This is a genomic window from Agrobacterium sp. SORGH_AS_0440, assembly GCF_031453135.1.
Lineage (GTDB): Bacteria > Pseudomonadota > Alphaproteobacteria > Rhizobiales > Rhizobiaceae > Agrobacterium > Agrobacterium pusense.
The window spans coordinates 945,754-972,500 of sequence record NZ_JAVIYR010000001.1 but is presented as its reverse complement, the minus strand read 5'-3'; the positions used below and the strand labels follow the sequence as shown (position 1 = coordinate 972,500).

21 protein-coding genes, 1 tRNA gene, 2 rRNA genes and 2 pseudogenes are annotated in these 26,747 nt (G+C 57.1%); 20 read left to right on the top strand and 6 right to left on the bottom strand.

The window, feature by feature from the left end; all coding sequences use genetic code 11:
• Window positions 1-91 precede the first annotated feature (91 nt).
• The 3 genes from QE453_RS04505 (at window position 92) to QE453_RS04495 (ending at window position 3,565) form a co-directional block, all read left to right on the top strand.
• Window positions 92-2,890, top strand: a 23S ribosomal RNA gene (locus tag QE453_RS04505).
• 264 nt (window positions 2,891-3,154) lie between these two features.
• Window positions 3,155-3,269, top strand: a 5S ribosomal RNA gene (rrf, locus tag QE453_RS04500).
• Between the two features lie 219 nt (window positions 3,270-3,488).
• Window positions 3,489-3,565 (top strand) — tRNA-Met (locus QE453_RS04495).
• A gap of 186 nt (window positions 3,566-3,751) precedes the next feature.
• Here QE453_RS04495 and QE453_RS04490 read toward each other — a convergent pair.
• A pseudogene (locus QE453_RS04490) lies at window positions 3,752-3,971 on the bottom strand (IS3 family transposase); the annotation flags it as partial.
• A gap of 23 nt (window positions 3,972-3,994) precedes the next feature.
• Window positions 3,995-4,945, bottom strand: a complete 951-nt coding sequence (locus tag QE453_RS04485; protein WP_309776478.1) for an AraC family transcriptional regulator — start codon at window positions 4,943-4,945, stop codon at window positions 3,995-3,997.
• 96 nt (window positions 4,946-5,041) lie between these two features.
• On the opposite strand from QE453_RS04485, the gene QE453_RS04480 reads away from it, so the two are divergent.
• Window positions 5,042-5,794 (top strand): SDR family oxidoreductase, encoded by a 753-nt coding sequence (locus QE453_RS04480; RefSeq protein WP_100911259.1) that lies wholly within the window; start codon window positions 5,042-5,044, stop codon window positions 5,792-5,794.
• An 87-nt stretch (window positions 5,795-5,881) separates the two neighbouring features.
• On the opposite strand, the gene QE453_RS04475 is transcribed toward QE453_RS04480, so the two are convergent.
• A complete protein-coding gene (locus QE453_RS04475; RefSeq protein WP_309776476.1) occupies window positions 5,882-6,613 on the bottom strand; it encodes an SDR family oxidoreductase in 732 nt (243 codons plus the stop codon).
• 81 nt (window positions 6,614-6,694) lie between these two features.
• Here QE453_RS04475 and QE453_RS04470 point away from each other — a divergent pair, with 81 nt between their 5' ends.
• From QE453_RS04470 to QE453_RS04450, 5 genes are all read left to right on the top strand, one after another.
• Window positions 6,695-7,087 (top strand): helix-turn-helix domain-containing protein, encoded by a 393-nt coding sequence (locus QE453_RS04470; RefSeq protein ID WP_022563258.1) that lies wholly within the window; start codon window positions 6,695-6,697, stop codon window positions 7,085-7,087.
• A 171-nt stretch (window positions 7,088-7,258) separates the two neighbouring features.
• The gene (locus QE453_RS04465; protein ID WP_309776475.1) at window positions 7,259-7,888 is read left to right on the top strand and encodes a hypothetical protein; all 630 of its coding nucleotides are present in this window, start codon (window positions 7,259-7,261) and stop codon (window positions 7,886-7,888) included.
• Between the two features lie 257 nt (window positions 7,889-8,145).
• Complete coding sequence (locus QE453_RS04460; RefSeq protein WP_022563255.1) at window positions 8,146-8,457, top strand: hypothetical protein; 312 nt, start codon at window positions 8,146-8,148, stop codon at window positions 8,455-8,457.
• 178 nt (window positions 8,458-8,635) lie between these two features.
• Complete coding sequence (locus tag QE453_RS04455) at window positions 8,636-9,025, top strand: hypothetical protein (protein ID WP_309776474.1); 390 nt, start codon at window positions 8,636-8,638, stop codon at window positions 9,023-9,025.
• Window positions 9,026-9,273: 248 nt separating this feature from the next.
• Complete coding sequence (locus QE453_RS04450) at window positions 9,274-9,672, top strand: hypothetical protein (protein WP_044459344.1); 399 nt, start codon at window positions 9,274-9,276, stop codon at window positions 9,670-9,672.
• A gap of 276 nt (window positions 9,673-9,948) precedes the next feature.
• Here QE453_RS04450 and QE453_RS04445 read toward each other — a convergent pair whose 3' ends face one another.
• The gene (locus QE453_RS04445) at window positions 9,949-11,052 is read right to left on the bottom strand and encodes a hypothetical protein (protein ID WP_309776472.1); all 1,104 of its coding nucleotides are present in this window, start codon (window positions 11,050-11,052) and stop codon (window positions 9,949-9,951) included.
• A 137-nt stretch (window positions 11,053-11,189) separates the two neighbouring features.
• Between QE453_RS04445 and QE453_RS04440 the strand changes: the two genes are divergently transcribed.
• Window positions 11,190-12,050, top strand: coding sequence for a LysR family transcriptional regulator (locus QE453_RS04440; RefSeq protein WP_004446155.1), 861 nt, complete (start codon window positions 11,190-11,192; stop codon window positions 12,048-12,050).
• 267 nt (window positions 12,051-12,317) lie between these two features.
• Here QE453_RS04440 and QE453_RS04435 read toward each other — a convergent pair whose 3' ends face one another.
• Window positions 12,318-13,397: a LacI family DNA-binding transcriptional regulator gene (locus tag QE453_RS04435; RefSeq protein WP_006697922.1), complete on the bottom strand. Its 1,080-nt coding sequence runs from the start codon at window positions 13,395-13,397 to the stop codon at window positions 12,318-12,320.
• A 237-nt stretch (window positions 13,398-13,634) separates the two neighbouring features.
• Between QE453_RS04435 and QE453_RS04430 the strand changes: the two are divergent.
• From QE453_RS04430 to paoC, 10 genes and pseudogenes are all read left to right on the top strand, one after another.
• Window positions 13,635-14,613: pseudogene (locus tag QE453_RS04430) on the top strand (substrate-binding domain-containing protein).
• Window positions 14,614-14,731: 118 nt separating this feature from the next.
• The gene (locus QE453_RS04425; RefSeq protein ID WP_060942241.1) at window positions 14,732-16,222 is read left to right on the top strand and encodes a sugar ABC transporter ATP-binding protein; all 1,491 of its coding nucleotides are present in this window, start codon (window positions 14,732-14,734) and stop codon (window positions 16,220-16,222) included.
• The gene (locus QE453_RS04420) at window positions 16,215-17,228 is read left to right on the top strand and encodes an ABC transporter permease (protein WP_244405569.1); all 1,014 of its coding nucleotides are present in this window, start codon (window positions 16,215-16,217) and stop codon (window positions 17,226-17,228) included. The genes QE453_RS04425 and QE453_RS04420 overlap by 8 nt, the downstream gene beginning before the upstream one ends.
• Complete coding sequence (locus QE453_RS04415; RefSeq protein ID WP_004446146.1) at window positions 17,228-18,223, top strand: ABC transporter permease; 996 nt, start codon at window positions 17,228-17,230, stop codon at window positions 18,221-18,223. The genes QE453_RS04420 and QE453_RS04415 overlap by 1 nt, the downstream gene beginning before the upstream one ends.
• Before the next feature lies 1 nt (window position 18,224).
• Window positions 18,225-19,073 carry a sugar phosphate isomerase/epimerase gene (locus QE453_RS04410; RefSeq protein ID WP_045535017.1) on the top strand — a complete coding sequence of 283 codons (849 nt, stop codon included), beginning with the start codon at window positions 18,225-18,227 and terminating at the stop codon, window positions 19,071-19,073.
• A 26-nt stretch (window positions 19,074-19,099) separates the two neighbouring features.
• Window positions 19,100-19,765 (top strand): nucleoside triphosphate hydrolase, encoded by a 666-nt coding sequence (locus tag QE453_RS04405; protein WP_111814399.1) that lies wholly within the window; start codon window positions 19,100-19,102, stop codon window positions 19,763-19,765.
• Between the two features lie 66 nt (window positions 19,766-19,831).
• Entirely contained in the window at window positions 19,832-20,701 is an 870-nt protein-coding gene (locus QE453_RS04400) for a sugar phosphate isomerase/epimerase family protein (RefSeq protein ID WP_022563244.1), read from the top strand.
• Between the two features lie 631 nt (window positions 20,702-21,332).
• Window positions 21,333-21,968 carry an aldehyde dehydrogenase iron-sulfur subunit PaoA gene (gene paoA / locus QE453_RS04395; protein ID WP_004446138.1) on the top strand — a complete coding sequence of 212 codons (636 nt, stop codon included), beginning with the start codon at window positions 21,333-21,335 and terminating at the stop codon, window positions 21,966-21,968.
• On the top strand, window positions 21,965-22,915 hold the full coding sequence (locus tag QE453_RS04390; protein WP_244405571.1) for a xanthine dehydrogenase family protein subunit M: 951 nt from the start codon (window positions 21,965-21,967) through the stop codon (window positions 22,913-22,915). The genes paoA and QE453_RS04390 overlap by 4 nt, the downstream gene beginning before the upstream one ends.
• 5 nt (window positions 22,916-22,920) lie before the next feature.
• Window positions 22,921-25,125 carry an aldehyde oxidoreductase molybdenum-binding subunit PaoC gene (gene paoC, locus QE453_RS04385; RefSeq protein WP_244405573.1) on the top strand — a complete coding sequence of 735 codons (2,205 nt, stop codon included), beginning with the start codon at window positions 22,921-22,923 and terminating at the stop codon, window positions 25,123-25,125.
• 371 nt (window positions 25,126-25,496) lie between these two features.
• On the opposite strand, the gene QE453_RS04380 is transcribed toward paoC, so the two are convergent.
• Window positions 25,497-26,744, bottom strand: coding sequence for a glucarate dehydratase family protein (locus QE453_RS04380; protein WP_112765527.1), 1,248 nt, complete (start codon window positions 26,742-26,744; stop codon window positions 25,497-25,499).
• Window positions 26,745-26,747: the final 3 nt, after the last annotated feature.

The following is a 26,747-nucleotide window of genomic DNA, read 5'->3' as shown; positions in this document are numbered from 1 at the left end:
CGTCGATGTCATCAGGAAGGACTTGATTGTAAAAGGTAATCAGGTTGCCGTTCCTTTGGAACGGCTATGGATGAGCATAGACAATGAGAACGAAGAAGTGAATTAAGGGCATTTGGTGGATGCCTTGGCATGCACAGGCGAAGAAGGACGTGATACGCTGCGAAAAGCCGTGGGGAGCTGCGAATAAGCTTTGATCCATGGATCTCCGAATGGGGCAACCCACCTTAAATGCTTGGAAAATCCAGTCTGTTTTAACGAACGGCCTGGGTTTCCAAGCATTGTGATAAGGTATCTTACTTTCGAATACATAGGGGTAAGAAGCGAACGCAGGGAACTGAAACATCTAAGTACCTGCAGGAAAGGACATCAACCGAGACTCCGCAAGTAGTGGCGAGCGAACGCGGACCAGGCCAGTGGCAATGATGAATAAAGCGGAACGATCTGGAAAGGTCGGCCATAGAGGGTGATAGCCCCTTACGCGTAGAACAGTCATTGTCCTTGAGTAGGGCGGGACACGTGAAATCCTGTCTGAACATGGGGAGACCACTCTCCAAGCCTAAGTACTCGTGCATGACCGATAGCGAACAAGTACCGTGAGGGAAAGGTGAAAAGCACCCCGACGAGGGGAGTGAAATAGAACCTGAAACCGGATGCCTACAAACAGTCGGAGCCCGCAAGGGTGACGGCGTACCTTTTGTATAATGGGTCAACGACTTAGTGTAACTAGCAAGCTTAAGCCGGTAGGTGTAGGCGCAGCGAAAGCGAGTCTGAATAGGGCGATTGAGTTAGTTGCATTAGACCCGAAACCGAGTGATCTAGCCATGAGCAGGCTGAAGGTTGGGTAACACCAACTGGAGGGCCGAACCCATAACTGTTGCAATAGTTCGGGATGACTTGTGGCTAGGGGTGAAAGGCCAATCAAACTCGGAAATAGCTGGTTCTCCGCGAAATCTATTTAGGTAGAGCGTCGACCGAATACCCTCGGGGGTAGAGCACTGGATGGGCTATGGGGACTCACCGTCTTACTGATCCTAACCAAACTCCGAATACCGAGGAGTACTAGTCGGCAGACACACGGCGGGTGCTAACGTCCGTCGTGAAAAGGGCAACAACCCTGACCTCCAGCTAAGGTCCCCAAGTCATGGCTAAGTGGGAAAGGATGTGAGGATCCCAAAACAACCAGGATGTTGGCTTAGAAGCAGCCATCATTTAAAGAAAGCGTAACAGCTCACTGGTCTAAATAAGGGTCTTTGCGCCGAAAATGTAACGGGGCTAAAGCCATGCACCGAAGCTGAGGATTTGCAGCAATGCAAGTGGTAGCGGAGCGTTCCGTAAGTCTGTGAAGGCGGACCCGTGAGGGCTGCTGGAGATATCGGAAGTGCGAATGTTGACATGAGTAACGATAAAGGGAGTGAGAGACTCCCTCGCCGAAAGACCAAGGGTTCCTGCTTAAAGTTAATCTGAGCAGGGTTAGCCGGCCCCTAAGACGAGGCGGACACGCGTAGTCGATGGGAACCACGTTAATATTCGTGGGCCTGGTGGTAGTGACGGATCTCGTGTGTTGTTCAACCTTATTGGATTGGTTGGGCGGCGAAGAGGTTCCAGGAAATAGCTCCACCGTATAGACCGTACCCGAAACCGACACAGGTGGTCAGGTAGAGTATACCAAGGCGCTTGAGAGAACTATGTTGAAGGAACTCGGCAAATTGCACGCGTAACTTCGGAAGAAGCGTGACCCTTTTGTACGCAAGTATGATGGGGTGGCACAGACCAGGGGGTAGCGACTGTTTATCAAAAACACAGGGCTCTGCGAAGTAGCAATACGACGTATAGGGTCTGACGCCTGCCCGGTGCTGGAAGGTTAAAGGGAGGGGTGCAAGCTCTGAACTGAAGCCCCAGTAAACGGCGGCCGTAACTATAACGGTCCTAAGGTAGCGAAATTCCTTGTCGGGTAAGTTCCGACCTGCACGAATGGCGTAACGACTTCCCCGCTGTCTCCAACATAGACTCAGTGAAATTGAATTCCCCGTGAAGATGCGGGGTTCCTGCGGTCAGACGGAAAGACCCCGTGCACCTTTACTATAGCTTTACACTGGCATTCGCCAAGGCATGTGTAGGATAGGTGGTAGGCTTTGAAGCAGGGACGCCAGTTTCTGTGGAGCCATCCTTGAAATACCACCCTTATCTTCGTGGATGTCTAACCGCGGTCCGTTATCCGGATCCGGGACAGTGTATGGTGGGTAGTTTGACTGGGGCGGTCGCCTCCGAAAGAGTAACGGAGGCGCGCGATGGTTAGCTCAGACCGGTCGGAAATCGGTCGTCGAGTGCAATGGCATAAGCTAGCCTGACTGCGAGACTGACAAGTCGAGCAGAGACGAAAGTCGGTCATAGTGATCCGGTGGTCCCGTGTGGAAGGGCCATCGCTCAACGGATAAAAGGTACGCCGGGGATAACAGGCTGATGACCCCCAAGAGTCCATATCGACGGGGTTGTTTGGCACCTCGATGTCGACTCATCGCATCCTGGGGCTGGAGCAGGTCCCAAGGGTATGGCTGTTCGCCATTTAAAGCGGTACGTGAGTTGGGTTCAGAACGTCGTGAGACAGTTCGGTCCCTATCTGCCGTGGGTGTAGGAATATTGACAGGATCTGTCCCTAGTACGAGAGGACCGGGATGGACGTATCTCTGGTGGATCTGTTGTCCTGCCAAGGGCATAGCAGAGTAGCTATATACGGAATGGATAACCGCTGAAGGCATCTAAGCGGGAAACCAACCTGAAAACGAGTGTTCCCTATCAGAGCCGTGGAAGACGACCACGTTGATAGGACGGGTGTGGAAGCACAGCAATGTGTGAAGCTTACCGTTACTAATAGCTCGATCGACTTCTTCGTTCCCATTGTTCATGCTCATCAAGCGGAGCTTGATGATCTGTTCTGTCTTCACGCTGACGTGGCCTTCGGCCACTACGCTGCAGACGGCGCGCCAAACGATTGGCGACGGACTAGCGTCCTGTATGGGCGCCACGCTCGACCTCGAGCAAGGCAACATACGGATAAGTCACAGAAACGACGTGTAAATTAAACAGAGCCTTGAGCTCTCCAGCTTCTCGAAAACAACGTTCATGTGAAAACATGAACAATGTTGCGTTTTGCCGACCTGGTGGTTATCGCGGGGCGGCTGCACCCGTTCCCATTCCGAACACGGCCGTGAAACGCCCCAGCGCCAATGGTACTTCGTCTCAAGACGCGGGAGAGTAGGTCGCTGCCAGGTCTGCAAAACGCATCAAAATCTTCTCATCACATCCCTCGGCCCAGCCGAAAAAAAAGGGCCGCCAAAAGCGGCCTTTTGCAGTTTAAGACAAAACTTAAGGAAAACGCCAAGTGCGTCCCTTACAGGAGATAAATTGCTCCGCAATTTACTCCGGCAAAGATCCGTCGTCGCTAAAGCAACGACGTAACCGCGACATTCGGCCTTGCCGAATGCGCTGGACGCGGGGTGGAGCAGCCCGGTAGCTCGTCAGGCTCATAACCTGAAGGCCGCAGGTTCAAATCCTGCCCCCGCAACCAAAATTACGATACAGTGTCCCAGAATAGCCCAAAGCTACGAGCCAGCGCGCTAAACAGCTACGATCAAGAAGGCAAAATTCTCGACTTAACAAAGCTCCTCCGCGTCAGCGTCGAGGAGCTTTTTGTGTTTCTGTTGCGTGTCGATCTCTCAACGTCCATGACCTTTGACCCTGTCCCCAGACTTTGTCCAGTTTTGAGTTCGCTCCAGCGGTTTGGGTTGCTGTATTCTGGGCGGTAACAGCGGGTTGAGGTGCCGATCCATTCTGGCTCCGCAGCACCTCATCACGTCACGTCGCGGGTTGATTGTCTGAGTGAAGAACTCGGCGGATGTCAGCCACCGGAGTCCAGAGTTCAGTCGATGATCGTTGGAATCGCTGCGCCAGTTTGAAAGCGCTGGTCGGGCGTATTGTCGATAGGCCAACTGCATTGTTATAATTCTGTCAGTGGCCGTAGCAATCGGTTGTCTCCTGCCTCGCCGTTCTGCGCGGCCATACGGGCGTATCGAGCAGGAGGGATGCCGGTGCGTCGGGCAAAAGCCACGCTGAACGTACTTGCTGATCCATATCCCACCCGCTCGGCTACATCCTCGATTGCGAGATCACAGCTCCGCAAGAGCTGCCTTGCCAACGCCATACGCCATGTCAGCAGGTATTCCATTGGCGCAACCCCGATTATTCGGTTGAAGCGCGCAAAAAATGCCGAACGGGAGAGCGCCGCCTCTTTCGCCAGATCAACGACGGTCCAGGGATGGCCGGGACGGTCATGCATAGCCCGAAGTGCCGCCGAAAGGCGCTCATCACCAAGCCCTCTGCCGAGGCCCTGCGCAGAATTGGTGTCGGTTGAGGACCGTAGTGCCTCGATCAACAGTACCTCGATAAGTCGTTCCAGAACCGGTTCGCGCGCTGCGCGCCGTTCCTGCGTCTCCTCGTCAATCAACTGCATCAACGTCGCAAGCCGGGGTTTGTCGCGAACCAGAATCACGTCCGGCAACAAAGAAACGAGCAGGGCCGCATCCGGTGTGCCGAAGCTGCAATGTCCGATACGCATTCGTAGTGCGGGTGGGCCGTCATGTGGTCCCACACGAAAATGTCCCTCATTGATCTTTGTCGGGACCGTTGCCGGCAAGTGGGCTGTGGCGTTGGAGCTTTCATTGACGAGATCGCGCATGGCAGGCGCGAGAATGAAGTCCCCGGCCTGCAGGATAAACGTTTGTCGGCCACCGAAAGTGACCCGGCATTGCCCTTCCAGGATGGCACAATAAAACGGCTCGCCTGTGCCCTCACGACGTATACGCCATGCACCGGCGCACTCCACCAGTTTCGACGCCCGGGCGGCGGGTTGCAGGAGTGTGACGATCTCGGTGAGCGGGTCTGTTGTCATATCCAGGACTATTACTAAAGAAATGAGGAGCCTGGAACATATAAAGTCTCCCTTCGGGTCGCTACCATAATGACACAGCCACTTATGGAGAAAATAATGCCCGCAATTCTGATAACCGGTTGTTCCTCGGGTTTTGGCCTGGAAACTGCAAAACTGTTCCTTGAAAAAGGCTGGGACGTGATCGCCACGATGAGAACGCCCGACGAAAGCTTACTCCCGGCGTCCGGGCGTCTGCGTGTTCTAGCACTCGATGTCACCGTCCCGGACAGCATCTCACAGCTTGTGAAGGCAACGGGTCAAATCGATGTTCTCGTCAATAACGCCGGGTTCGGAGCGCCATCTCCTGTCGAACTGACTGCATCCCAGACCGCACAGGCACTCTTTCAGACGAACACGATAGGCACTCTGGCGATGATCCAGGCCGTCGGCCCGCAAATGCGTCGTCGCCGGGCTGGCGTCATTATCAACGTTACGTCCTCGGTCACACTGAAGCCGCTGCCGATCATCGGGGTTTATCGCGCCAGCAAGGCCGCAGTGAATGCGCTCAGCGAGTCCCTTGCGATTGAAATGGAGCCCTTCGGCGTTCGCGTCCACATCGTTTTGCCCGGACGTTCGCCGGAAACGAGTTTCGGCGCCAGTGCCCGCCCACACCTGCGCGGCATGGACGATGCGGACTATGCGCCTCTTTTGCACCAGTTCGTCAGGAATGTTCAGGACGACAAGGGCCCTGTGACCCACGCGCGCGATGTCGCGGAAGCGATCTGGAAGGCTGCCACCGATCCGTCTGCGCCACTGCGCATACCGGCAGGTGCAGACGCAGCGCTATGGATGGCTGAGGCGGGCCTGTAATCTGCGAAATTGCGATCCGTCGCTTCTCTGTGGAGCGTTTGCTGTACCCGGTCATTCCAGATCGGGTACAGCGTTTCGAATTCTGGCTCAGACCTGCCGCAAGCCGCCATCGACGCACAGTTCGGCACCGGCGATGTAACTCGCCTCATCGCTTAACAGGAACAAGGCAGCTGCAGCCACTTCGGCGGGGCGCGCCATCCGTCCCATCGGGATCGGAGCGACAATGGCCGCGCGCATGTCTGGCTGAACCGCAGCCATCATTTCCGTATCGGTTGGACCCGGTGCGACGACGTTAACGCGTATACCCTTGGATGCCAGTTCTGCAGTCCAGGTTCGTGCATAGGAACGCACGGCTGCCTTGGTCGCAGCATATGTGCCATAGGAAGCATAGCCGCCGCTGTCTGCAATTGATCCGACGAGGACGACTGAGCCGCCGTCCCTCATCGCCGGCAGAGCCGCCTGGAAGCCGAAGACCATTCCTCGAACGTTAACGTCGAAGTGGCGGTCAAAGTGTTCAGGCGTTATCTCCGTGATCTGGGCGGGCTCGGAAAGACCGGCGTTCAAGACCAGCGCGTCGATACGGCCGTGTTCCCTTCTCACTTTTTCGACCGCCTCCCGCATATCTTCGGGGAGCGCGGCATCGGCGACAATGCCGACCGCACCATGACCGATGGCAGTTGCCGCCCTTTTGGCATCTTCGCTTCGGCGACTGGTGATGAAGACCATCGCTCCTTCGGCCGAAAGCCGCTCTGCAATTGCCAAGCCGATACCCTTGGCGCCCCCGACAATCAGGGCAACCTTGTTACTCATCCGAGCCATCGTAAGTCCTTTCAATTGATGGTCGCTGCATGATATACATTAGATATCTGGTATCAATTACGCACCTTAAGTAGCCTAGATATGGACGAGTATACTGACCTTGAAGCACTTTCTCAGTGCGCCCTTAGAGACATGGCGCAGGTTCGCCCCGTGCTCGACAAGATCGCGGACAAATGGACAATCCTGATCCTGACGGTGATTTGTCCCAGGCCCTCGCGCTTCAACGAGATCAAGCGCCGTCTCGACGGTATCACCCACAAGGCCTTGGCCGATGCTCTAAAGAGGCTTGAGCGGAACGGTCTTGTGACGAGGACCGTCCTGCCGACCCAGCCGGTGGGTGTAGAATACGCGATCACCCCGCTGGGCCATTCTCTGCGGCAACCGTTTGAGGCCCTGTGCTCATGGGCAGTAGCTAATGGCGATAAGGTCGAGGCCGCTGCGCTGCTTTATGACAACAGGGCAAATCATCGCTGATATCGCGATGGCCGCTTGAGCACCTACTGGCCGGAAGGCTCGTCGTTTTAAACCGGAGAGCCATACCCCGGCTAAGCAGGACGTTTCCGATAATCGTAGGCTGATTCGGATCTGCGGTCGCCGAACAGTTCACCTCGTTGAACGAAAGGAGATCGGCACTATTTAGAAGAGATGCGGAAACTCGAGAAGAGCGATATCGAACTGATCAGGACGTGGATGTTGTCGCCTGCGGTGACGCTGGGATCGTCCGTGCGAGCGAAAGGCATTCTGCAGGAAATGCAGGCCCGACTGCCTGCGGCTTTGAAGAAAGCGATCAGCCTGGAGGGCAACGAGATCACGCTCGCGATGCCAGCCCGCGACAAAAACGCCTTCGACGCCGCTGCGAGGACCGTGGCCGGCGTGATGATGGAAGCCGAAACTCTTCCGGTGATCCCGCGCGAGATACAGGACATCCTCGCCATCAAGACGAGCGAGCGACATCGCTGGCTCGCGGATGGACGTCTCAAGAGCGCCGGGACGAGAACCGTGCGGCTGAACGGCCGTGCCCGGCGCATCACCTTCCATGTCTTCGATCCGAAGGTGGTCGAGGACCTTCTCGATCGCGGGCTCGTGGAAGAGTGGCGGGTGGAGGACGCCGAGGCGAAGGCAGAGAAACGACAGAAAGCGGCCTATCAGAGGCGGCTGGCTCGATCGCTCAAAAAGAAGTTGAAGCCGGGAGAAAAGGCGGGTCAAAAGGTCGACGAAGGTGCGGCCGACCTTCGTGGATGGGGAGAGTTCGATCGGGATGGGTTCCTTCGGTAGGCAATCGGGCCAAACGTGGTGCCTCCAGCGATTTCGAGAAGCTGTCCCTCCAGCGTTACGGGAACGTTCTGTTGTTATCAGCAGCATCAATCGTGGCCGCGCGCTGGGTCGACCTTCGCGGAATGGAAGGTGGCATAGAGTTCCGGCCGGGACATAATGGAAGCCGCCCCACCACAATGTGGGAGAAACTTCTGATTGAGGGAACAAACAGGGCAAAATCCCCGTTGCTCGCACAATAATTTCTTTGGAGGCGCGTCATGAGACTCAAGCTGGCTTTAAGCGTGGTTCTAAGCGTTACCTTTACGGCGGCAGCGGCGGAAGCGCGGACACAATTGCATCTTTACGGTACCGTTCCGGTGACGGGTAACCATGTACTGGAGATGGCCTATCAGGCAGCCCTCGACAGATGCAGTTTCGAACGTTACCCATCATATGGCGACGTGGGTTTCTATGCAGGTGCCTATGGCTCCGCCCACGTGCGCAGTTGCATGTATCGCAAGGGTTTCGTTTTTGAGAATGGTGAGCCTTTCGCATATCCTGTGAGAAAAGCGACCTACCTTTCATGGTGACGAGATTACGAAGCGTCTGACGGCGGAGCGCCCGAGGGTTGCAATCTCGGAGTGAGGCCGTCTTCGCAATTCACAAGTTGCGGGTTTCAGGAGCATGTGATTTTTCAGTCGAGTGGCCCGAATCCGTATTGAAAACCGGCGGCAGAGTATCGATTTCAGGGGTAACCTGGAGGTCGGAATGATCTACGTTATTTTCGCGTTGTGCGCGCTCGCGGTAACATTCTTTGCCTGTCGGTATTTCGCCGCCAAGGCTCTCCTTGTCGAACGCGAAATCGACAAAGCGATCGCAAGGCGGTTTGAATCGAGCGGAAAGGTTATCGAACTGGCGGAGCTGCGAGAGGAAAACGCGGTCATGCGTAATCTTCTGCTGGACCTTCTGGAAAACGAAGCCGTTTTTCCAGTCCAGTCAGCACCTCCATCAAGGGTCGATTTGCGCAGGATGGGCGCCGCAAAGGTCCAGAGGTATCGCGAAATACTTGCTGAAAGTCAGTACGTCTTGCAACAGCGTGGAGCCACTGGGGTCTTCGAAGACCATGGCGCATTCAAGGACGATCAACGCAGGTCTTGAGTTTAGGAACAGCTCGCGCAGCTTCCTCGTGGGAGTGCGGTAGGAAGAAAGGCCTGAAGTTTTCCTTGTAGAGCGAGGCATCTTCACCCTCCTCGATTGCTTTACCCGATGCGACCGTCTGACGAACCGGTTCTGCGTGGACTCCATCTGGAATTCCCGACGTGTTTTGACTATCACGGTAGCGCCTCGCGTCGCAGCTGAAGCGAAGCAAAAAGTGTATTCGCATGAGAGCTGACAAAGGAATCCGGATGTCGATCACTGTACAGAGAACAATTCCTGCCGAGCGGATGCGCCAGTTCCATCAGATGGTTGATCGCTGGCTGGAAGAAGGTCCGATCAAGCTCGCGACGAACGCAACGATAACCGCCATGGAGAACGCCGGCATCCCAAAGGCCGAACAGGCAGCGATCATCGAGGACCGCGATATCATCATGAAATACAATATGCGCCTCGGTGTAATCAGCGAGGTATTCGGCCCCGCCATCGAGAAGGCGGTGGGGTCGTACCGCTCGGGAAGTGAAGCACAGGACGAGATCGCGCGTTTGATTGTAACTGCCATGGGTCTCCGGCAGGACGATGACAGCGAACTGGTCACGTTCACCTTCACGACCCAGAGTGAGGCAGATGTATTCGAAAAAGCCACTTGAAACATCAAATTCTGCCCGCCGCGCGCGGCCCCTGCGAATCAGGGCTTGGGACCGTGACCGTCAATGCGGCTGAAGGGCAGGCAAGATTAGCTCGGGCCTCTATCGATCAATCCATCAATCGGAAAGCGCGACTGGAAACCGATATCGAATTGCCAGACGGATCGTTGGAAGCGTCTCCATAAAATTCGATCGTGACCGGCTCGTCCGCGACATAGATCATTATGTAGCCAATTTCATTCGACGTTCCTTCTGCGGTTCAGATGCATATGCATCCCTCTAGTCGAACGCGCGCAACTCGCGCCGCATCAGGACCCACCATGTCAGGGTCAAGAGAATGCCGATCACAGCGACGAGTATGGCGCTGAACGAAAACGATACCCAGCGCATGAGCCCGACAGTCAACGCCGCACCGATGCCTATGCAGATCTCCTTGATGAACATGGTTTTTTGCCGGACAGAATAGTAGTCGATATGACCAAAGGTACATTCTGCCAGCGAAATCATGAACACCCAGACCACAGCGCCGGTGAATGTATGGACGCGGAATGCACCCGGAAAAGCCAGAAGAAGAAAGCCGGAGAAGATAAAGGCAAAGATCACCAACAGTCGGAAGCGGCCGGTCATCTCGATGAATTTTAACGTCGGTATCTGGCCAAGGACCACCACCGCACTGTTGAGGATGATCATCAGACCATACCAGGCAGGAAGCGACTGCCCCGATTTCAAAATTGTCTGTGGTAGCACCGAAAAAACACCAAAAAGCATCATTCCCATTGCTGTGCCGACAGATATCCACGCGACGATGGCACCGGCTGATTGCCCTTGGAATATTTTGACGTGAATGAGGGTTGTATCGAAGCGTCGAGGCATTGCGACAAGCGCGCAACCCGCGATCAGCGCGGCGGCGCCCCAGAAAAACACGTCCTGCCTAAGAAATGGCAGCATGATCACAAGTCCCGCCGTGAACGCACCGACATTCATGGCAATGCGGTTATTGGCCGAGCCGCGTTTGGATTGCGCCGCGACGTTCTTGATCAGATAGCCACTGTTTGCCGCGCCATAGGAAAAGAGGCATGCCGCAGAAAGCGATTGTATCAGGCTTCCATTGAGAGACAGCAAGCCGGCGCCTGCCGCCATGGCGGCAAGTGAGACCAGCAAGGACCGGCCACCAAACAGATGAATTGTCACTGGCAGCAAAACGAGGCCAAAGCGATAGCCGAGGGCCAGCACGGTATTTGTGGTAGCATCGAGCCAGATATTAGCTTCGCCCAAAACGGCAAAGAGCGTGACGGCCGTCACGATACGGATGCTGATTAAATTAAAATCATATGTCAATCGGCCACGGGAGGCCCCGATTTCAGGTTCGGCAATTTCAGCCACTTTTCAAGCTCCGCTGGACCTTAGCGCGAGAGGCGTCCGGCCCTGTTGTTTTGTGAATTGGATAAGCCGTTTTTGCAGTCTGGGATGGCCTTTAGAAGCAGGTTGGAATAGATTTCAGTGATCACGATCTGGAATAAATGGCATTACTAATGTTGGATCCCGAGGCGGTGCTGACCTTCATTTTGGTGAGCGAACACAAGAGTTTTACCAAGGCGGCGCACGCGCTTAACACCACTCAATCGGCCGTCAGCATGCGTTTGCGTCGGTTGGAAGAACAATTGGGGGTCCTGCTTGTCGAGCGATCGACACGGAGCCTGAAACTTTCCTCGCCAGGGCAGGCTTTTATACAGCCGGCGCGAGACTTTCTGAGCGCGCATGACCGGGCGATGGGAGTGTTCGAAACGCATCGACCACAATTGAGCATAGGAATAAGCCACCATTTGGTGGGCCTCGACGTCTCACAGGTTTTAGCATCTATCGCTCGCGAGAATCCCGGCCTGATTGTCAATCTCACTGTGGACGGATCGCAGGCCCTTCTCGCCCGATATGAGCAGGGCGAAATGGACGCAATTATCTTGATGAAGCACGCGTCAGGGAGACGGCACGGAGAGAAGATCGGCGTTGCCCGTTTCGGCTGGTTCGGGGCGCCGGATTTCGAGAGCGGGACGCGCGAAGAAATTCCGATCGTCATCTATCCCGAAGGATGCAGTATGCGAAATATGGTCATTAACTCGTTGGGCGATGCGAACGTGCAATGGCGCGAAGCCTTCATCGCTACGTCAGCCACTAACCTCCGCGCGGCGATCCTGGCGGGATTTGGCGTCGGCGCGCTATCGATCAATGTGACAGAAAACGGTTTGCTCGACCTTGGCGATACTTTCGGCCTTCCGCGGCTGCCGTCTCGCGATATTATGCTCTTGTCGCAGGTCCGCTCGCACCAGGCGCAGCGAGGCATCGAGACGATCAAAATGGCAATCAGCGATTTGAGTAACAGCTGAAGCGAATTGCGGTTTCGTCGGGCTTTCGGCAGCTCGGATTCCGCATGTGAAAGCGGCGGTCATCTTGTCGAGTTTACGACAGGTTGGCGACTGATCTGCGGGGCGAAAGGAGATACTCGTGGATGAAAACAGCCTCGACGTCCATCATGCGCCGATCACCAGGCGGTCGTCGAGCGTGCATTCGTCAGCCATGGCGCTCCAGTGCTCCAGCCGATTGAAATTTATCGCGACGCGCCGACCGTTGAGGTCAAGTGGCATTTCGCATGTTCATCGCGCCATGCGGCGCAATGCCAGGGGATCCCATATGTCGTCGAGCGGACCTTCGAGAGCGGTTCGCGGCGAAATGAGTGTCGGTTCGATAATGGTGACTTCGGGTTCGGTCCGGTTCTCTGCCAGAAGTTCGAACCCCTTGTTGAGCATTTGCGCTATATCGGGCTTGATCATGTAGACCGGGAACGGAAGGAACGATGCGAAGGGGTCGTAGTCAAAACAGCCGACAACGATATCGCCAAACGCCTCGCCGTCATGGCGCCCCATGAAACGCAGCAATCCTTCGAAATTGATCGATGAATTGACGAAGAAGCAGCGGGGCAGGCGGCCTTTGCGTTCAAAGAAACGTTCGAAAGCGAGTTCCGTCATGCGTGGTGAATAACCGGTGATTTCGATATCGTCCCCGTTATCGACCCCGAAATAGGCGGCCTTGGTGGCGTGGAAGCCATCTATACGGGCGCGGCTGGCGTGGTCGTCATGACCGCCGAACAGGATGACGTCGTCAGGGCCGAGAGGTCCGTGTTTTTCCGCATGGGCAAGGATTGCCGATGTCAATATTTCCGCACCATGTCTGTTGTCGGAAATGACCGAGGGTACAAATTTGCCGGGAAGGTCAATATTGACATGCGGTAGTGCTGCGCGGGCGCAGACCTGGTGCACGCCGTCGGGATCGGTCGCGCCCGCAATGAAGAGTGCATCGATCGAATAGGCGATCAGTGTCTCCACCGTGCGGCGTTCTTCTTCAGGATCGCGCCGCCCCGATACAACCATCGGCGAAAGGCCGCGCTTGCGTGCCTGCCCCTCGAATGTTTGTGCCATCGAGGAAAAGAACCGGTTGTCATAAATCGGGACCAGTAGGCCAATGAGTCCGGATTTCGAGCTCCTCAAACCTCTCGCCTGCAGGTTGGCGGTGTAGCGGTGCGTCTTGGCGAGCGAGAGAATTTTGTTGGCCGTTTCCTCGGAAATCCGCCTTTTTCGCCATGATCCATTCAGGACGGCGCTGACCGTCGACGCTGATGCGCCGGACAATAGCGACAAGTCGTATATAGTGGCCTTCTTGGAACTCATGCCCGTCATTGTGATCTCCCCAACTGATTCTAATTATTAGAGTAGGCGTCCCCTTGACGGAAGGGAGCTTCATGATATGGTTATTGCACCATCGATTGTGCAACTTGGCAATATCGATTGTGCAAGATGGTTGCTGTGGGAGTGGCAAGGGAGAGTCTCGAATAAGCGAGATGAGAAATTTTGAACGCGCCAGATGAAAAATGGCTGCGGCGGGTTTCGTTTGCCTGTTTTTTGAGGAGGAACATCATGAAGAAAATTATTGCTGCAGCGGTTGGTCTGTCGCTCGCGCTGCTCTCGTCCGCAGCCTTTGCCGAAGGGCCGAAGGTGGGCGTCGTCGTCAAGATCGGCGGCATTCCGTGGTTCAATGCCATGGAGGCCGGGATCAAGGAGCAGAGCAAGAAGCTCGGCGTTGACGGTTTCATGGTCGGCCCGACGAGCGCCGATCCCGCCCTGCAGGTCCGCGCCATCGAGGACCTGATAGCCCAGAAGGTCGATTTCATCGGCGTCGTGCCGAATGATGCCAAGGTGCTGGAGCCAGTTCTGAAAAAAGCCCAGGCCGCCGGTATCAAGGTCATTACCCATGAATCCCCGAAGCAGCTCGGTGCCGACTGGGATTTCGAACTCGCCTCCGCCAAGGGTTTTGGTGAAGCGCATGGCAAGCTGCTGGCGGAGAAGATGGGCGGCAAGGGCTCCTATGCCGTCTTCGTCGGTTCTCTCACCGTTCCGCTTCACAATGCCTGGGCGGACGCCGCCATCGCCTATATCAAGGCCAATTATCCGGACATGAAGCTGGTCGGTGATCGCTACGGCGTGGCGGAGGACCTCGACAAGAGCCGTTCGACGGCGCTGGACCTCATGTCCGCTAATGCCGACCTCAAGGGCTTTCTGGCCTTCGGCTCGCAGGGACCGATCGGAGCGGGGCGTGCAGTTGAAGAGCGGCGCAAGGATGGCAAGGTCTTCGTCATCGGCCCGTTCTCGCCGGGACAGGGCGCCAAGCTCATCAAGACGGGGGCGCTGACGGGCGGCTTCATGTGGAACCCGAAGCAGGCCGGTGAGGTATTCATCACGCTCGCGGATCGCATCGCCAAGGGTGAGGCACCCAAGGCCGGCGGACAATATCGAAGGTCTCGGCACCATCAATCCCGAGGGCAACACCATCGTCGTCGATCAGCTTCTGAAGATCGACAAGGAAAGCATCGACAAGCTCGTTTCCATGGGCCTCTGATCCTCCCCAAGGCAAGGGCGTCGCGCGAGGTATCATACTCTCGCGCGACGCCTCATCTGGAAAACATGCCGAGCGCCACGTCTGCAATGCTGCCGCGGCGAAGGAGATTTACGTTATCATGAGCGCAGAACCGCTCCTGTCCCTCAAAAATGTCAAAGTCACCTTCGGCGGTGTTCGCGCGCTGAAGGGTGTTTCTTTCGAGGTCAATCCGGGTGAAGTGCATTGCCTTGCCGGCGAAAACGGCTGCGGCAAGAGCACGCTGATCAAGGTCATAACGGGCGTTTACACGCCCCAAAGTGATGCTGAACTCTATTTCGACGGCAAGCCGATAGCCGCAATGACCCCAACGCTTGCGCAATCGCTTGGCATTCAGGTGATCTGGCAGGATCTGGCGCTGTTCGATGAGATGACGGTGGCTGAAAATATCGGCTTCCAGTACGCGGTGAATGCAAAATACGGGCTGGTCGACAAGCGCGCCATCGAGCAGGCTGCCGAAAAGGCGTTGGCCCGGCTCGGTGTCGAGATCGATCTCGACAGGCCACTCAAGGAACTGCCCATCGCCCAGCGTCAGATCGTGGCGATTGCCCGCGCGCTGGTCGGTGAGGCACGGCTCGTTTTTATGGACGAACCGACCGCGTCGCTCACGCAGTCGGAAACGGATTACCTGATCGACATCGTCCGCAACCTGTCGGCCTCGGGTGTCGCGGTTGTCTTCGTCTCGCACCGCCTTGCGGAAGTGCTTGAGATTTCAGACCGCATAACCGTTTTGCGGGATGGCTCGCTTGTCGGTGTCTTTCCCGTTGAAGGCATGACCCAGTCACGGGTGACCGAGCTGATGACCGGCCGCAATTTCGACAGTGCCGTCATTGCCGCCGATCACGATGACAAACCCGTCGTTCTCTCGGTACGCGGGCTGAGCCGTGCCGGCGAGTTCGAGGATGTTTCGTTCGATCTGCGGCGGGGCGAAACGCTTGGCATAACCGGCCTACTGGGAGCCGGCCGCACGGAACTGGCTTTGACACTGTTCGGCATGCATCGGCCGCAATCGGGTGAAGTACTGATTGACGGTGAGAACGTTGATTTCCGTTCCAACCGCGATGCGATCCGGGCGGGCGTAGCCTATCTTTCCGAGGACCGGCTTTCGCTTGGTCTCAACCAGCCGCAATCCATTGCCGACAATCTGGTCATGGCCTCGCTCGACCGGCTGCTGCGCGGCGGCCTGATCTCACCGTCGAAAAAGGCGGATGTCGTTTCCCGCTGGATTTCTGCGCTCGGGGTGAAGATCGGCCTGCCCGAAGACCCGATCCGGACGCTTTCGGGCGGCAACCAGCAGCGTGTGGCGATCGCCAAGTGGCTGGCGATCGGGCCGAAAATCCTCATTCTCGACGCGCCGACCGTGGGGGTCGATGTCGGCGCCCGCGCCGGCATCTTCGAAATCGTCCGCAAGCTCGCCGCAGAAGGGCTCTCGATCATCGTCATCTCCGACGAGCCGCCGGAAGTCTATTTCAACACAGACAGGGTCATCCACATGGTCGAAGGCCGGTTCCACGCCACCTATGATCCGCGACGACTGTCGTTGACCGAACTGGAGGCCGCCATCTATGCGTAGGCTCATCCTCGGACATACGACCGAATTTACGCTGCTTGTGGTCATGGTGCTGCTTTGCACGGGACTGTCCTTCGCCACCGACCGGTTCCTCACCATCTCAAACGCCTTCGATGTACTGAATGTCTCTGCGGTCAACATCATCTTTGCGGTCGGCCTGCTTGTGGTGCTGATCTCGGGCGGTATCGACATTTCCTTCGCGGTCGCCGCTTCCGTCGTTCAATATGTGACGGTGCTGGCGCTCAATGCGCTCGGCGGCGGCAACTGGGCGGAAGGTTTCATCATTGCCGGCGCGGTTGGGCTTGGTCTCGGTTTCGTCAACGCTTTCCTCGTCTGGCGGCTCAACATCATTTCAATCGTCGCGACGATCTCCACCTTCAACATCTTCTTCGGGTTGCTGATGTTCTTCACCAAGGGTGTGTCGATCTACGACCTGCCGGAATGGCTGTCGACGCGTGTGGTATTTTACGAACATGAAATGCCTGATGGTTCATGGGTAGAGCTGACGCTGCCGGTCGTGGTCATGATCCTCTGCTGTATTGCAACGTGGTTCATGATTTCGCGCACCACTGTTGGGCGCAGGCTTTACGCCTTCGGCGACAACCCGGAAGGTGCTCGCCGCTTCGGCATCAATATCGGCGCGATGCATTACATTTCCTTCGGCTGGCTTGGCCTGATGGCGGGCATTGCCGGGCTCATGCAGGCGCATTACGCGCAGGAAGTGGTGCCGAACGCGCTTTATGGCCGCGAGCTGGATGTTCTTGCAGCAACGGTCCTCGGCGGTGCGCGGCTTGGCGGCGGCAAAGGCTCTGTCATCGGCTGCGTGCTCGGGGTTCTCATGGTGTCGATCACCCAGAACGGTCTTAACCTCATGGGCGTATCACCCTTTGCCTTCAAGATGATCGTTGGTGCCATCATTCTGATCGCGATCACCCTCTCTTCCACCCGGTTCGACAAGCTTTTGCCGAGTGCGCTTCGCACGTCCACGAGAAAGGGGAGCGCCCAGTGATGAGCAGCCTTGTCAGGAAATTCAACGCCATTTTCGGTGCCGATATGGCTGGACCGGTGATTGCCTTCATCGCAGTCATGCTCATCTTCGGAACGTTCGCGAATAACTTCCTCTCGCTTGCGACATTCGGTTCGGTGGCCTTCCAGCTGCCGGAACTCGGCCTTCTCACGCTGGCGATGCTGCTGCCACTGCTGACGGGCGGGATCAATCTGTCCGTCACCTTCGCGGCCAATCTCTCAGGACTTGCCGCAGCCTGGGTACTCCAGGCCCATGGCGGCGTAGATGCACCGCCGAGCGCCTTTCTCTTCGCCTGCCTTGCTGCATTTGTCACCGGCGGGGCTGCCGGTGCCATGACGGGTGCGGCGATCGCTTATACCCGCGCGCATCCCATTCTGGTGACGCTGTCGATGATGATTTTCCTGCGCGGCCTCGGCGAATTTCTGACGCGCGGCGGTGACGTGTCAGGGTTTCCCGCCTACATGGCGCCGCTTGGCCATGGCACGCTTCTCGGTCTGCCGATCCCGCTTCTGATTTTCATCGTCTGCGTGGCGCTCTGGCATGTGCTGCTGACGCGCACGAAGCTCGGCTTCGGGCTGTTGATGATCGGCTCAAATATCGAAGCCGCGCGTTATTCCGGCCTCAACACGCGCAAGATCCAGGTGCTCGTCTACACGCTCTCGGGTCTGATGTGCGCGGTCGCCGGCATCATCATGCTTGCCCGTTTCAACTCCGTCCGTGTCGGCCACGGGGAGTCCTATCTGCTGATCACGGTGCTCGCGGCCTTTCTCGGCGGCATTAATCCCTTTGGCGGTTTCGGTCGTGTGCTTCCCGTTTTTGTCGCGCTCATCGTCCTGCAGCTCCTGTCCTCCGGCCTTAATCTTCTCGGCGCCAACCAGCATCTCGCCACGGCCCTTTGGGGTGTCCTGATGATTGTCGTCATGGCGGCGCGCGGCCTGTTTTCAAGCTACTTCGCATCTCTCAGAAAGAAGGTATGACGTGAAAGGCTTCGGTGTTCACGCAATGATGTGGTCTCTCAAATGGGACCACGAAAACGCCAGGCGGTCCATCGCCGCTGCTGCGGATTACGGTCAGGATTTCATCGAGATCCCGCTTATCGATATCCCCTCCGTCGATGCAAAACACACGCGCACCCTGCTGGAAAAATACGGTTTGCGCGCCGTCTGCTCGCTGGTGCTGCCGGAGCCCGCATGGGCGTCCGTGCGTCCCGATGCGGCAATCGACCATCTGAATGCCGCGCTCGACAAGGCCGCAGAAATGGGCGCGGAAGCGCTGACGGGTGTTACCTATGGCGGCACCAATGAGCGAACCGGATTTCCGCCGACACAGGGTGAATATGACAACCTGACAAGGGCGCTCTCCAGGGCTGCCGGCCACGCAAAAACACTCGGCCTGCAATTCGGCATCGAGACGGTCAACCGCTACGAGAACCATCTGCTCAACTCCGCCGAACAGGCGGTGGCGCTGGTGGAGCGCATCGGTGCGGACAACGTCTTCATCCATCTCGATACGTTCCATATGAATATGGAGGAAAAGGGCATTGCCAATGGCATCATCGCCGCCCGCAACCATCTGAAATACATGCATATGTCGGAAAGCGACCGCGGCACGCCGGGCTGCGGCAACGTTGCGTGGGACGAAGTGTTCTCAGCGCTCGCAGCCATCGGCTTCAAGGGCGTGCTGACGCTCGAAAGCTTCGCCGCGATGCCCAAGGAGATGGCGGGCGCGATTTCAACCTGGCGCCCGGTTGCGCCCAGCGCCGATGAGGTTCTCGACAAGGGACTGCCATTCCTGCGCGACAAGGCAAACCAGTACCGCATTTTCTGAAAGCACTCATTATCGGGGCAAGCACCTTGAACACTATTGACGATAATGCCCGCGAGATTGTGGGCCTTGCTCTCCAGCGACTGGAAGGGTCAAAGGCCCGGCGTGTGATGGTTGCGATTGCCGGTGCCCCCGGATCGGGAAAATCAACCATCGCCGAGCGTGTGGTCGATGCGTTGAACGCGGGCGAAGGCGTGTCCGCCGCACTGTTCCCGATGGATGGCTTTCATTATGACGATGCGGTGCTTGAGGAGATGAACCGCCGGCCCTTCAAGGGCGCCATCGATACGTTCGATGCTCACGGCCTACGCCATATGCTTGAGCGCCTGAAAGCCAATCAGGACGACGTCGTTGCCGTCCCCGTCTTTGACCGCGCCATCGAGATCGCCCGCGCCGGCGGCCGTCTGATCCCGCAATCCGTCGATATCATCGTCTGTGAGGGCAATTATCTCCTCACCAGCCAGTCGCCATGGGATCGTCTAAAACCGATCTTCGATCTCACTGTCTTCGTTGATGTCGACGAGGACGATCTGCGTGCGCGGCTGCGGGATCGCTGGCGGAGCTTCGGTCTCGGCGAGGGGGAGATCAACCGGAAGGTGGAGGAAAACGATCTCCCCAATGGCCGCTTCATCACATCCACAAGCACGGAGCCGGACCTTCGCATCGGAAATCCGGGAAGCACTCCCGCGTCGTGAAACGGCCTGAAGGGCTGCGCCTCCCCACCCAAAGTCAAGCAAAACAGAAAAGCGAAAGAGACCCCCATGAAACACGGCATCTATTACTCTTACTGGGAACATGAGTGGAGCGCCAAGTTCGGCCCCTATATAGAGAAGGTTGCCAAGCTCGGCTTCGATATCATCGAAGTAGCCGCCCATCACATCAATGAATACAGTGACGCCGAACTCGCCGTCATCAGGCAGAGCGCGAAGGATAACGGCATCATACTCACTGCCGGTATCGGCCCTTCGAAAACGAAAAACCTGTCGTCAGAGGATGCCGCGGTTCGCGCAGCCGGCAAGGCGTTCTTTGAACGCACCCTTACCAATGTCGCCAAGCTCGACATCCATACGATTGGCGGCGCGCTGCACTCCTACTGGCCGATCGACTACTCGCAGCCGGTCGACAAGGCAGGCGATTATGCGCGCGGCGTGGAAGGTATTCACGGCATTGCCGATTTCGCCAATGACCTCGGCATCAACCTTTGCATCGAAGTCCTCAACCGCTTTGAAAACCACGTGCTCAATACGGCTGCCGAAGGCGTCGCTTTCGTCAAGGATGTCGGCAAGAACAACGTGAAAGTCATGCTGGATACGTTCCACATGAATATCGAGGAAGACAGCTTTGGCGAGGCCATCCGCACGGCTGGCCCGTTGCTGGGGCATTTCCATACCGGAGAAAGTAATCGCCGCGTACCGGGCAAGGGCAGGATGCCCTGGCACGAAATTGGCCTCGCCCTGCGCGATATCAATTACACCGGCGCGGTGGTCATGGAGCCTTTCGTCAAGACCGGCGGCACGATCGGCTCCGACATCAAGGTGTGGCGCGATCTGAGCGGCGGCGCCGATCTCGCGAAAATGGACGAGGATGCGCGCAATGCCCTGGCATTCTCCCGTTTCGTCCTTGGCAGCTGATGCCCCATGGCGCGGATGGAGCGGGATGACTTGATCAAGCGTGAGCCCCATCCGTGAGACAAGCGGTCCAGTCTGGTATCATTGACGCAGGCGGCACTTGCGCGGTTGCCAGCTGGCCGCGCTTTTTGCGCCAGGGCAATGCGGGACATGACCAAGGGATTATCGCGGGAAGAGGTGGACACACTGGTGTCTTTGCTTCGGCGGGTGCTTGATAACGTAGAGGCACTTGAGGCGTGAGTAGCTCTCCAAACGCCCTTATATGCACATGGGTGACGCATGCAATGCAAGAGGATCACCCATGAGGCCGAGATCGCTCCACAAGGGGTATCGATCTGCCAGTGCGATTGCCAGAGATTAACGGGAACCGCCTAGGAAGCAAGAGCATGCGGCTCGATCGGGACGACGGCTAAAACCGCTCTTCCAGGATTTGGTGTCAAGAACCGATGTCCTGACCCGCCCCACAATCGGCAAGGAGCCTCGATCTCCTAGCCGGTCCTTTCGCGCTATGAACAAGGCCTATCGGGAACTCCTTCTGCTGCTCATTCGTTCACGGGTCAGTTTTCAATGATCCGCGTTCTCGCCCCTTGATGCGAAACCTTTGATTTCTCCAATCGATGAAGTGGAACTGGCGATGCCAGGCACCGGCATATTTGAACTTTCACGCCGAAACTTACTTATATCTTCGGCCGCGACGGTCGCTGCCACCACTGTCACCAGGGGAGCGGCAGCTCAGTCAGGAGGAGAAATCATGAAACACACGTCAAGCGTATCGTTGAAGGTCAACGGACAGGTCCGAGACCTTGATGTTGACAATCGCACGTCTCTTCTCGACGCACTGCGCGAACACCTTCACCTGACCGGAACCAAGAAGGGTTGTGATCACGGTCAATGCGGGGCCTGCACCGTACTGGTCGGTGGACGCCGCATCAACTCGTGCCTCTCGCTTGCCGTGATGCATGATGGTGACGACGTTACGACGATCGAGGGCCTGGGACAGCCCGGCAATCTGCACCCGATGCAGGCGGCGTTTGTCAAGTATGACGGCTTCCAGTGTGGCTACTGTACGCCGGGACAAATCTGTTCCTCCGTGGCGGTGCTTGAGGAGATCGCGGCAAACATTCCGAGCCATGTCACGCTGGATCTTAACGCGCAGACATCGGTGAGTGAGGGCGAAATTCGCGAGAGGATGAGCGGCAACATCTGTCGCTGCGGCGCCTATTCCAACATTGTCGAGGCTATCGTCGAAGTTGCGGGGACAAAAGCATGAAAGCCTTCACCTACGAAAAGGCCTCATCTATCGAGGCTGCAACCAGATCCGCCTTTTCGAACTCGCAAGCAAAGTTCATTGCAGGCGGCACCAATCTCCTTGATCTGATGAAGCTCGAGATCGAGACGCCGACACATCTGATCGATGTGAATGGTCTCGGGCTCGATACAATAGAAAAGACGTCTGAGGGAGGCCTGCGCATAGGAGCGCTGGTTCGCAATACCGACCTTGCTGCCGATCCAATTGTTCGACGTGATTATGGGCTCCTGTCGCGCGCCTTGCTTGCAGGGGCTTCGGGCCAACTTCGCAACAGGGCAACAACCGCAGGTAACCTCTTGCAGCGAACACGATGTCCATATTTCTACGACACCGCACAGCCCTGCAACAAGCGTTCGCCGGGAAGTGGCTGTTCCGCCATCGGCGGCTTCAGTCGCCAGCACGCCGTGGTGGGTGTGAGTGATAGCTGTATCGCCACGCATCCCAGTGACATGGCCGTTGCCATGCGCGCACTCGATGCGGTTATCGAGACGGTAAAGGTCGATGGTAGCCGCCGAACAATCCAAATCGCCGACTTCCATCGCTTGCCGGGCGATACCCCTGAGATCGAAACGGTTTTGGAAAAGGGTGAGTTTATCACCGCAGTGGTGCTACCGCCGCCAACTGGGGGAAAACAGATCTACCGCAAGGTCCGCGACCGCGCTTCCTACGCGTTTGCTCTGGTCTCTGTGGGTGCAGTCATTCAGCCTGATGGTACTGGCCGGGTGGCAATCGGCGGCATTGCTCATAAGCCGTGGCGCGTGGAAGCTGCGGATGACGAACTCTCAAAGGGAGCGAAGGTCGCAGCGAAAGCTCTCCTCAACGGCGCTCGTCCGACCGAGCAGAACGAGTTCAAGATCGATCTGGTGGAGCGCACACTCGGCGCTGTAATCGCCGAAGCGAGGGGGTAATTGCCATGAAGTTCGATACACCCGCAACGACCAATCCGATCGACCAGCTGAAAATCGTCGGTCAGCCCGTTCACCGCATCGACGGTGAGCTCAAGACAACGGGGCGGGCCATGTACGCCTATGAGTGGCATGATCCGAACCTGGCCTATGCCTACGGTTACCCCGTCGGATCGACCATCGCCAAGGGCCGCATCATCTCGATGAATATCGAAGCTGCCGAACGCGCGCCGGGCGTGCTTGCCGTGGTAACGACGCTTGACGTCGGCAAACTTGAGAAGGGCAAGTACAATACTGCGATACTTTTCGGTGGCGATGAGATCCAGCACTATCATCAGGCGATTGCCGTGATCATCGCCGAAACCTTCGAACAAGCCCGCGCAGCGGCAGCGCTAGTAAAGGTGGATTACGCGGAAGAACAGGGTAGTTACGATCTCGCCGAGGCGATGGGTTCGGCAGTCAAGCCGAAAGATGCGGGCGGCGCCCCGCCCGATACCGCCGTGGGAGATTTCGAAGGTGCGTTCAAGTCCGCGGAGGTGACATTGGACGAGACCTACACAACGCCGGACCAGTCACATTCGATGATGGAGCCGCATGCCTCCATCGCCGCCTGGAATGGTGACGAGCTGACGGTCTGGACTTCCAGCCAGATGATCGATTGGTGGCGGTCCGACCTTGCAACGACGCTTGGTGTTGACAAGGAGAAAATCCACCTCATGTCGCCGTTCATCGGCGGCGGCTTTGGCGGTAAGCTGTTCCTGCGTGCCGACGCTGTTCTGGCCGCGTTCGGCGCGAAGGCAGCAAGGCGGCCTGTAAAGGTGGCGCTGCCGAGGCCTTTCCTCGTCAACAACACGACGCATCGTCCAGCAACGATCCAGCGCATCCGCATTGGTGCAGCTCGCGATGGAAAAATAACGGCAATCGCCCATGAAAGCTGGTCGGGCGATCAGCCCGATGGCCAGCTTGAAACGGCTGCCATGCAGACGCGGCTGCTCTATGCCGGTGAAAACCGCATGACGGCGATGCGGCTGGCGACGCTGCACCTTCCCGAGGGCAACGCCATGCGCGCACCCGGGGAGGCGCCCGGACTGATGGCGCTCGAGATCGCCATCGACGAGATGGCCGAAAAGCTCGGAATGGATCCAGTGCAGTTCCGTATCCTCAACGACACACAAGTGGATCCGGAAAAGCCCGAACGTCCGTTTTCGCATCGCGATCTTGTCGGTTGTCTCCAGCTCGGAGCAGAACGGTTCGGCTGGCCGGGGCAAGCTCAACCCGGCTCTCGTCGCGAAGGCAACTGGATGATCGGTTCCGGTGTTGCGGCTGCGTTCCGCAACAACCTTCTGGTGCCATCCGGCGCGCGCGTCCGTCTGGACAAGGAAGGGGTCGTCACCGTCGAAACCGACATGACGGACATAGGCACCGGGAGCTACACGATCATCGCCCAAACCGCGGCGGAAATGATGGGCCTACCGATTGATAAGGTCGCCGTGCAGCTTGGCGATTCTCGCTTTCCCGTATCTGCAGGCTCCGGCGGGCAGTTCGGCGCGAACTGCTCGACCTCAGGCGTCTACGCAGCCTGTGTCAAGCTTCGGGACGCTATCGTCAAGAAGCTCGGCTTCAACGAACAGGACGTCGTCTTCGAAGATGGTCAGGTCCGTTCCGGTTCGCGTTCGGTTCCGCTTGCGGAAGTGGCGGGTTCCGAAGGGCTCGTCGCCGAAGACACGGTCGAGTGGGAAACGCTCTCAGACAGTCATCAGCAATCGACCTTCGGTGCGCATTTCGTGGAGGTGGGCGTCGACGTTGCCACGGGCGAGACGCGGATTCGCCGGATGCTTGCGGTATGTGCCGCCGGCCGCATTCTCAATCCGATCACGGCCCGCAGTCAGGTGATTGGTGCGATGACGATGGGCGCCGGTCTGGCGTTGTCAGAGGAACTTGCCGTCGACACCCGTCGCGGGTTTTTCGTCAACCACGACCTCGCTGGCTACGAGGTGCCGGTTCACGCGGACATCCCGTACCAGGAAGTCGTGTTCATGGATGAGACTGATCCAGTTTCCTCGCCAATGAAGGCGAAGGGTATTGGCGAACTCGGACTATGCGGAGTTTCGGCAGCGATCGCGAACGCGATTCATAACGCAACCGGCATCCGCCTGCGACACTATCCGATGACCTTGGACAAGCTTATTGGGGGCCTGCCAGACGTTGCGTAACTGCGCCATGCCCCTGGAAATCGCCATCCTGAAGCCGCTTGGCGAACAGGCATACGCCGCTGCGTAGGCTCTGAAATCGGCATATGTCCCAAGCCCTCTGTTCAGGTTCAACATCGTCAATCACAAGATGATCCGGAAGGCGGGGTCAAAACGACGCTTATTTTCCTGCCATTGGGCGCGTGGGTAGATTTGCCAGGATACGCGAGCTCGTCATCAATGGTCCGCCCTACGTCGCCGCCTTATTGATTGCCGAGGCAACAGTTCGAATTCTCAGCGTACTCCATGGCGTGCTTGCGTCGCTAACGGTCGCAGTGCAAAGCCACAGTCCGGAAACCGTCATGCGGATCAGATGTCGCTCAACGTCTGGGCAGTCACCACCGGGGCACGCGACGTTCGTAATCTGGTTCAAAGAGCTTCATGTAGGCCGTGTCGTCTCGCTCTTTCATGGCTGTCTGTTCGTACAAACCAGCGAATATTGACAGTTTGTGTCGATCTAACGATATCCCCAATCCTGGATCCTTCGGCACCTCCAGGCTGCCGCGTTCGAAGACAAAAGGGACTCCTTCAGTCACATCAACACCAGTCCAGGGAAAATGCGTATCGCAGTCATAGCTTAGATTGGGTGTCGCCGCAGCGACATGGGTCATAGCAGCGAGCGTGATCCCGAGATGCGAGTTGGAGTGCATCGACACTCCGAGCCCCAATGTCTCGCAGATTTTGCCGAGATGCGTTGAAGCACGAAGACCGCCCCAATAGTGATGATCGGACAAGACGATTTGAACGGCGTTCTTTCGGAAGGCTCGAGCAATCTGGTCAAACTCAAGGACGATCATGTTCGTGGCGAGCGGAATTGATGTCGCCGCTGCGACCTGTGCCATCTGGTCCATACCGATGACAGGATCTTCGAGATACTCCAGAACGCCTTCCAATTTGCGCGCTATGTAGATAGCAGTGTCGATGGTCCACCCCCCATTGGGGTCGATCCGCAAAGGGTGATCTGGAAAGGCTTCGCGCAGTTTCAGCATCGTCTCGATTTCGAGATCGGGATGCAAAACACCCCCTTTGAGCTTCAGTGACTGGAAACCGTATTTATCCACCATCCGTCGGGCTTCCCCGACCATCTGGTCTGGCGTCAGCACTTCCCCCCATTCGTCCGGTTCTTCTCCAATATGAGCGGCGAATTTGAAAAACAGATAGGCGCTGAAGGGAACCCTGTCGCGAACCGCACCACCAAGCAGGTCACACACCGGTCGCCCGAGCAGCTTGCCCTGAATATCGAGGCATGGAACTTCAAACGCCGAGGCGACAACGTCCGTCAGTTTGTGGTCGGCAACGGCGCTTTTTGCATTGATGCCACCACCACCTGGCAAAGCGGCAAGGACCCGTGCCTTCAATTCGTGAAGGTGAAACGGATCGAGACCGATCAATGATGGAGCCGCACGTCTTAGACCGTCCAGTGCTTTGATACTCCCGTAGCTCTCTCCCAAACCAACGGTGCCGTCATCACAGGTGACTTCAATGATGGTTCTCAGGGCGTGAGGCTGGTGAACACCCTTGCAGTTCAGCAATGGTTTGTCGGGAATGGCAACCGGCGTTAGTTGAATGTCGGCAATACGCATAAG

Bases quoted from the DNA above. Each gene is read 5' to 3' on its own strand.
- QE453_RS04485 (WP_309776478.1), bottom strand. From the start codon at position 4,945: ATGACAACAGACCCGCTCACCGAGATCGTCACACTCCTGCAACCCGCC.
- QE453_RS04480 (WP_100911259.1), top strand. From the start codon at position 5,042: ATGCCCGCAATTCTGATAACCGGTTGTTCCTCGGGTTTTGGCCTGGAA.
- QE453_RS04475 (WP_309776476.1), bottom strand. From the start codon at position 6,613: ATGGCTCGGATGAGTAACAAGGTTGCCCTGATTGTCGGGGGCGCCAAG.
- QE453_RS04470 (WP_022563258.1), top strand. From the start codon at position 6,695: ATGGACGAGTATACTGACCTTGAAGCACTTTCTCAGTGCGCCCTTAGA.
- QE453_RS04465 (WP_309776475.1), top strand. From the start codon at position 7,259: ATGCGGAAACTCGAGAAGAGCGATATCGAACTGATCAGGACGTGGATG.
- QE453_RS04460 (WP_022563255.1), top strand. From the start codon at position 8,146: ATGAGACTCAAGCTGGCTTTAAGCGTGGTTCTAAGCGTTACCTTTACG.
- QE453_RS04455 (WP_309776474.1), top strand. From the start codon at position 8,636: ATGATCTACGTTATTTTCGCGTTGTGCGCGCTCGCGGTAACATTCTTT.
- QE453_RS04450 (WP_044459344.1), top strand. From the start codon at position 9,274: ATGTCGATCACTGTACAGAGAACAATTCCTGCCGAGCGGATGCGCCAG.
- QE453_RS04440 (WP_004446155.1), top strand. From the start codon at position 11,190: ATGGCATTACTAATGTTGGATCCCGAGGCGGTGCTGACCTTCATTTTG.
- QE453_RS04435 (WP_006697922.1), bottom strand. From the start codon at position 13,397: ATGACGGGCATGAGTTCCAAGAAGGCCACTATATACGACTTGTCGCTA.
- QE453_RS04425 (WP_060942241.1), top strand. From the start codon at position 14,732: ATGAGCGCAGAACCGCTCCTGTCCCTCAAAAATGTCAAAGTCACCTTC.
- QE453_RS04420 (WP_244405569.1), top strand. From the start codon at position 16,215: ATGCGTAGGCTCATCCTCGGACATACGACCGAATTTACGCTGCTTGTG.
- QE453_RS04415 (WP_004446146.1), top strand. From the start codon at position 17,228: ATGAGCAGCCTTGTCAGGAAATTCAACGCCATTTTCGGTGCCGATATG.
- QE453_RS04400 (WP_022563244.1), top strand. From the start codon at position 19,832: ATGAAACACGGCATCTATTACTCTTACTGGGAACATGAGTGGAGCGCC.
- paoA (WP_004446138.1), top strand. From the start codon at position 21,333: ATGCCAGGCACCGGCATATTTGAACTTTCACGCCGAAACTTACTTATA.
- QE453_RS04390 (WP_244405571.1), top strand. From the start codon at position 21,965: ATGAAAGCCTTCACCTACGAAAAGGCCTCATCTATCGAGGCTGCAACC.
- paoC (WP_244405573.1), top strand. From the start codon at position 22,921: ATGAAGTTCGATACACCCGCAACGACCAATCCGATCGACCAGCTGAAA.
- QE453_RS04380 (WP_112765527.1), bottom strand. From the start codon at position 26,744: ATGCGTATTGCCGACATTCAACTAACGCCGGTTGCCATTCCCGACAAA.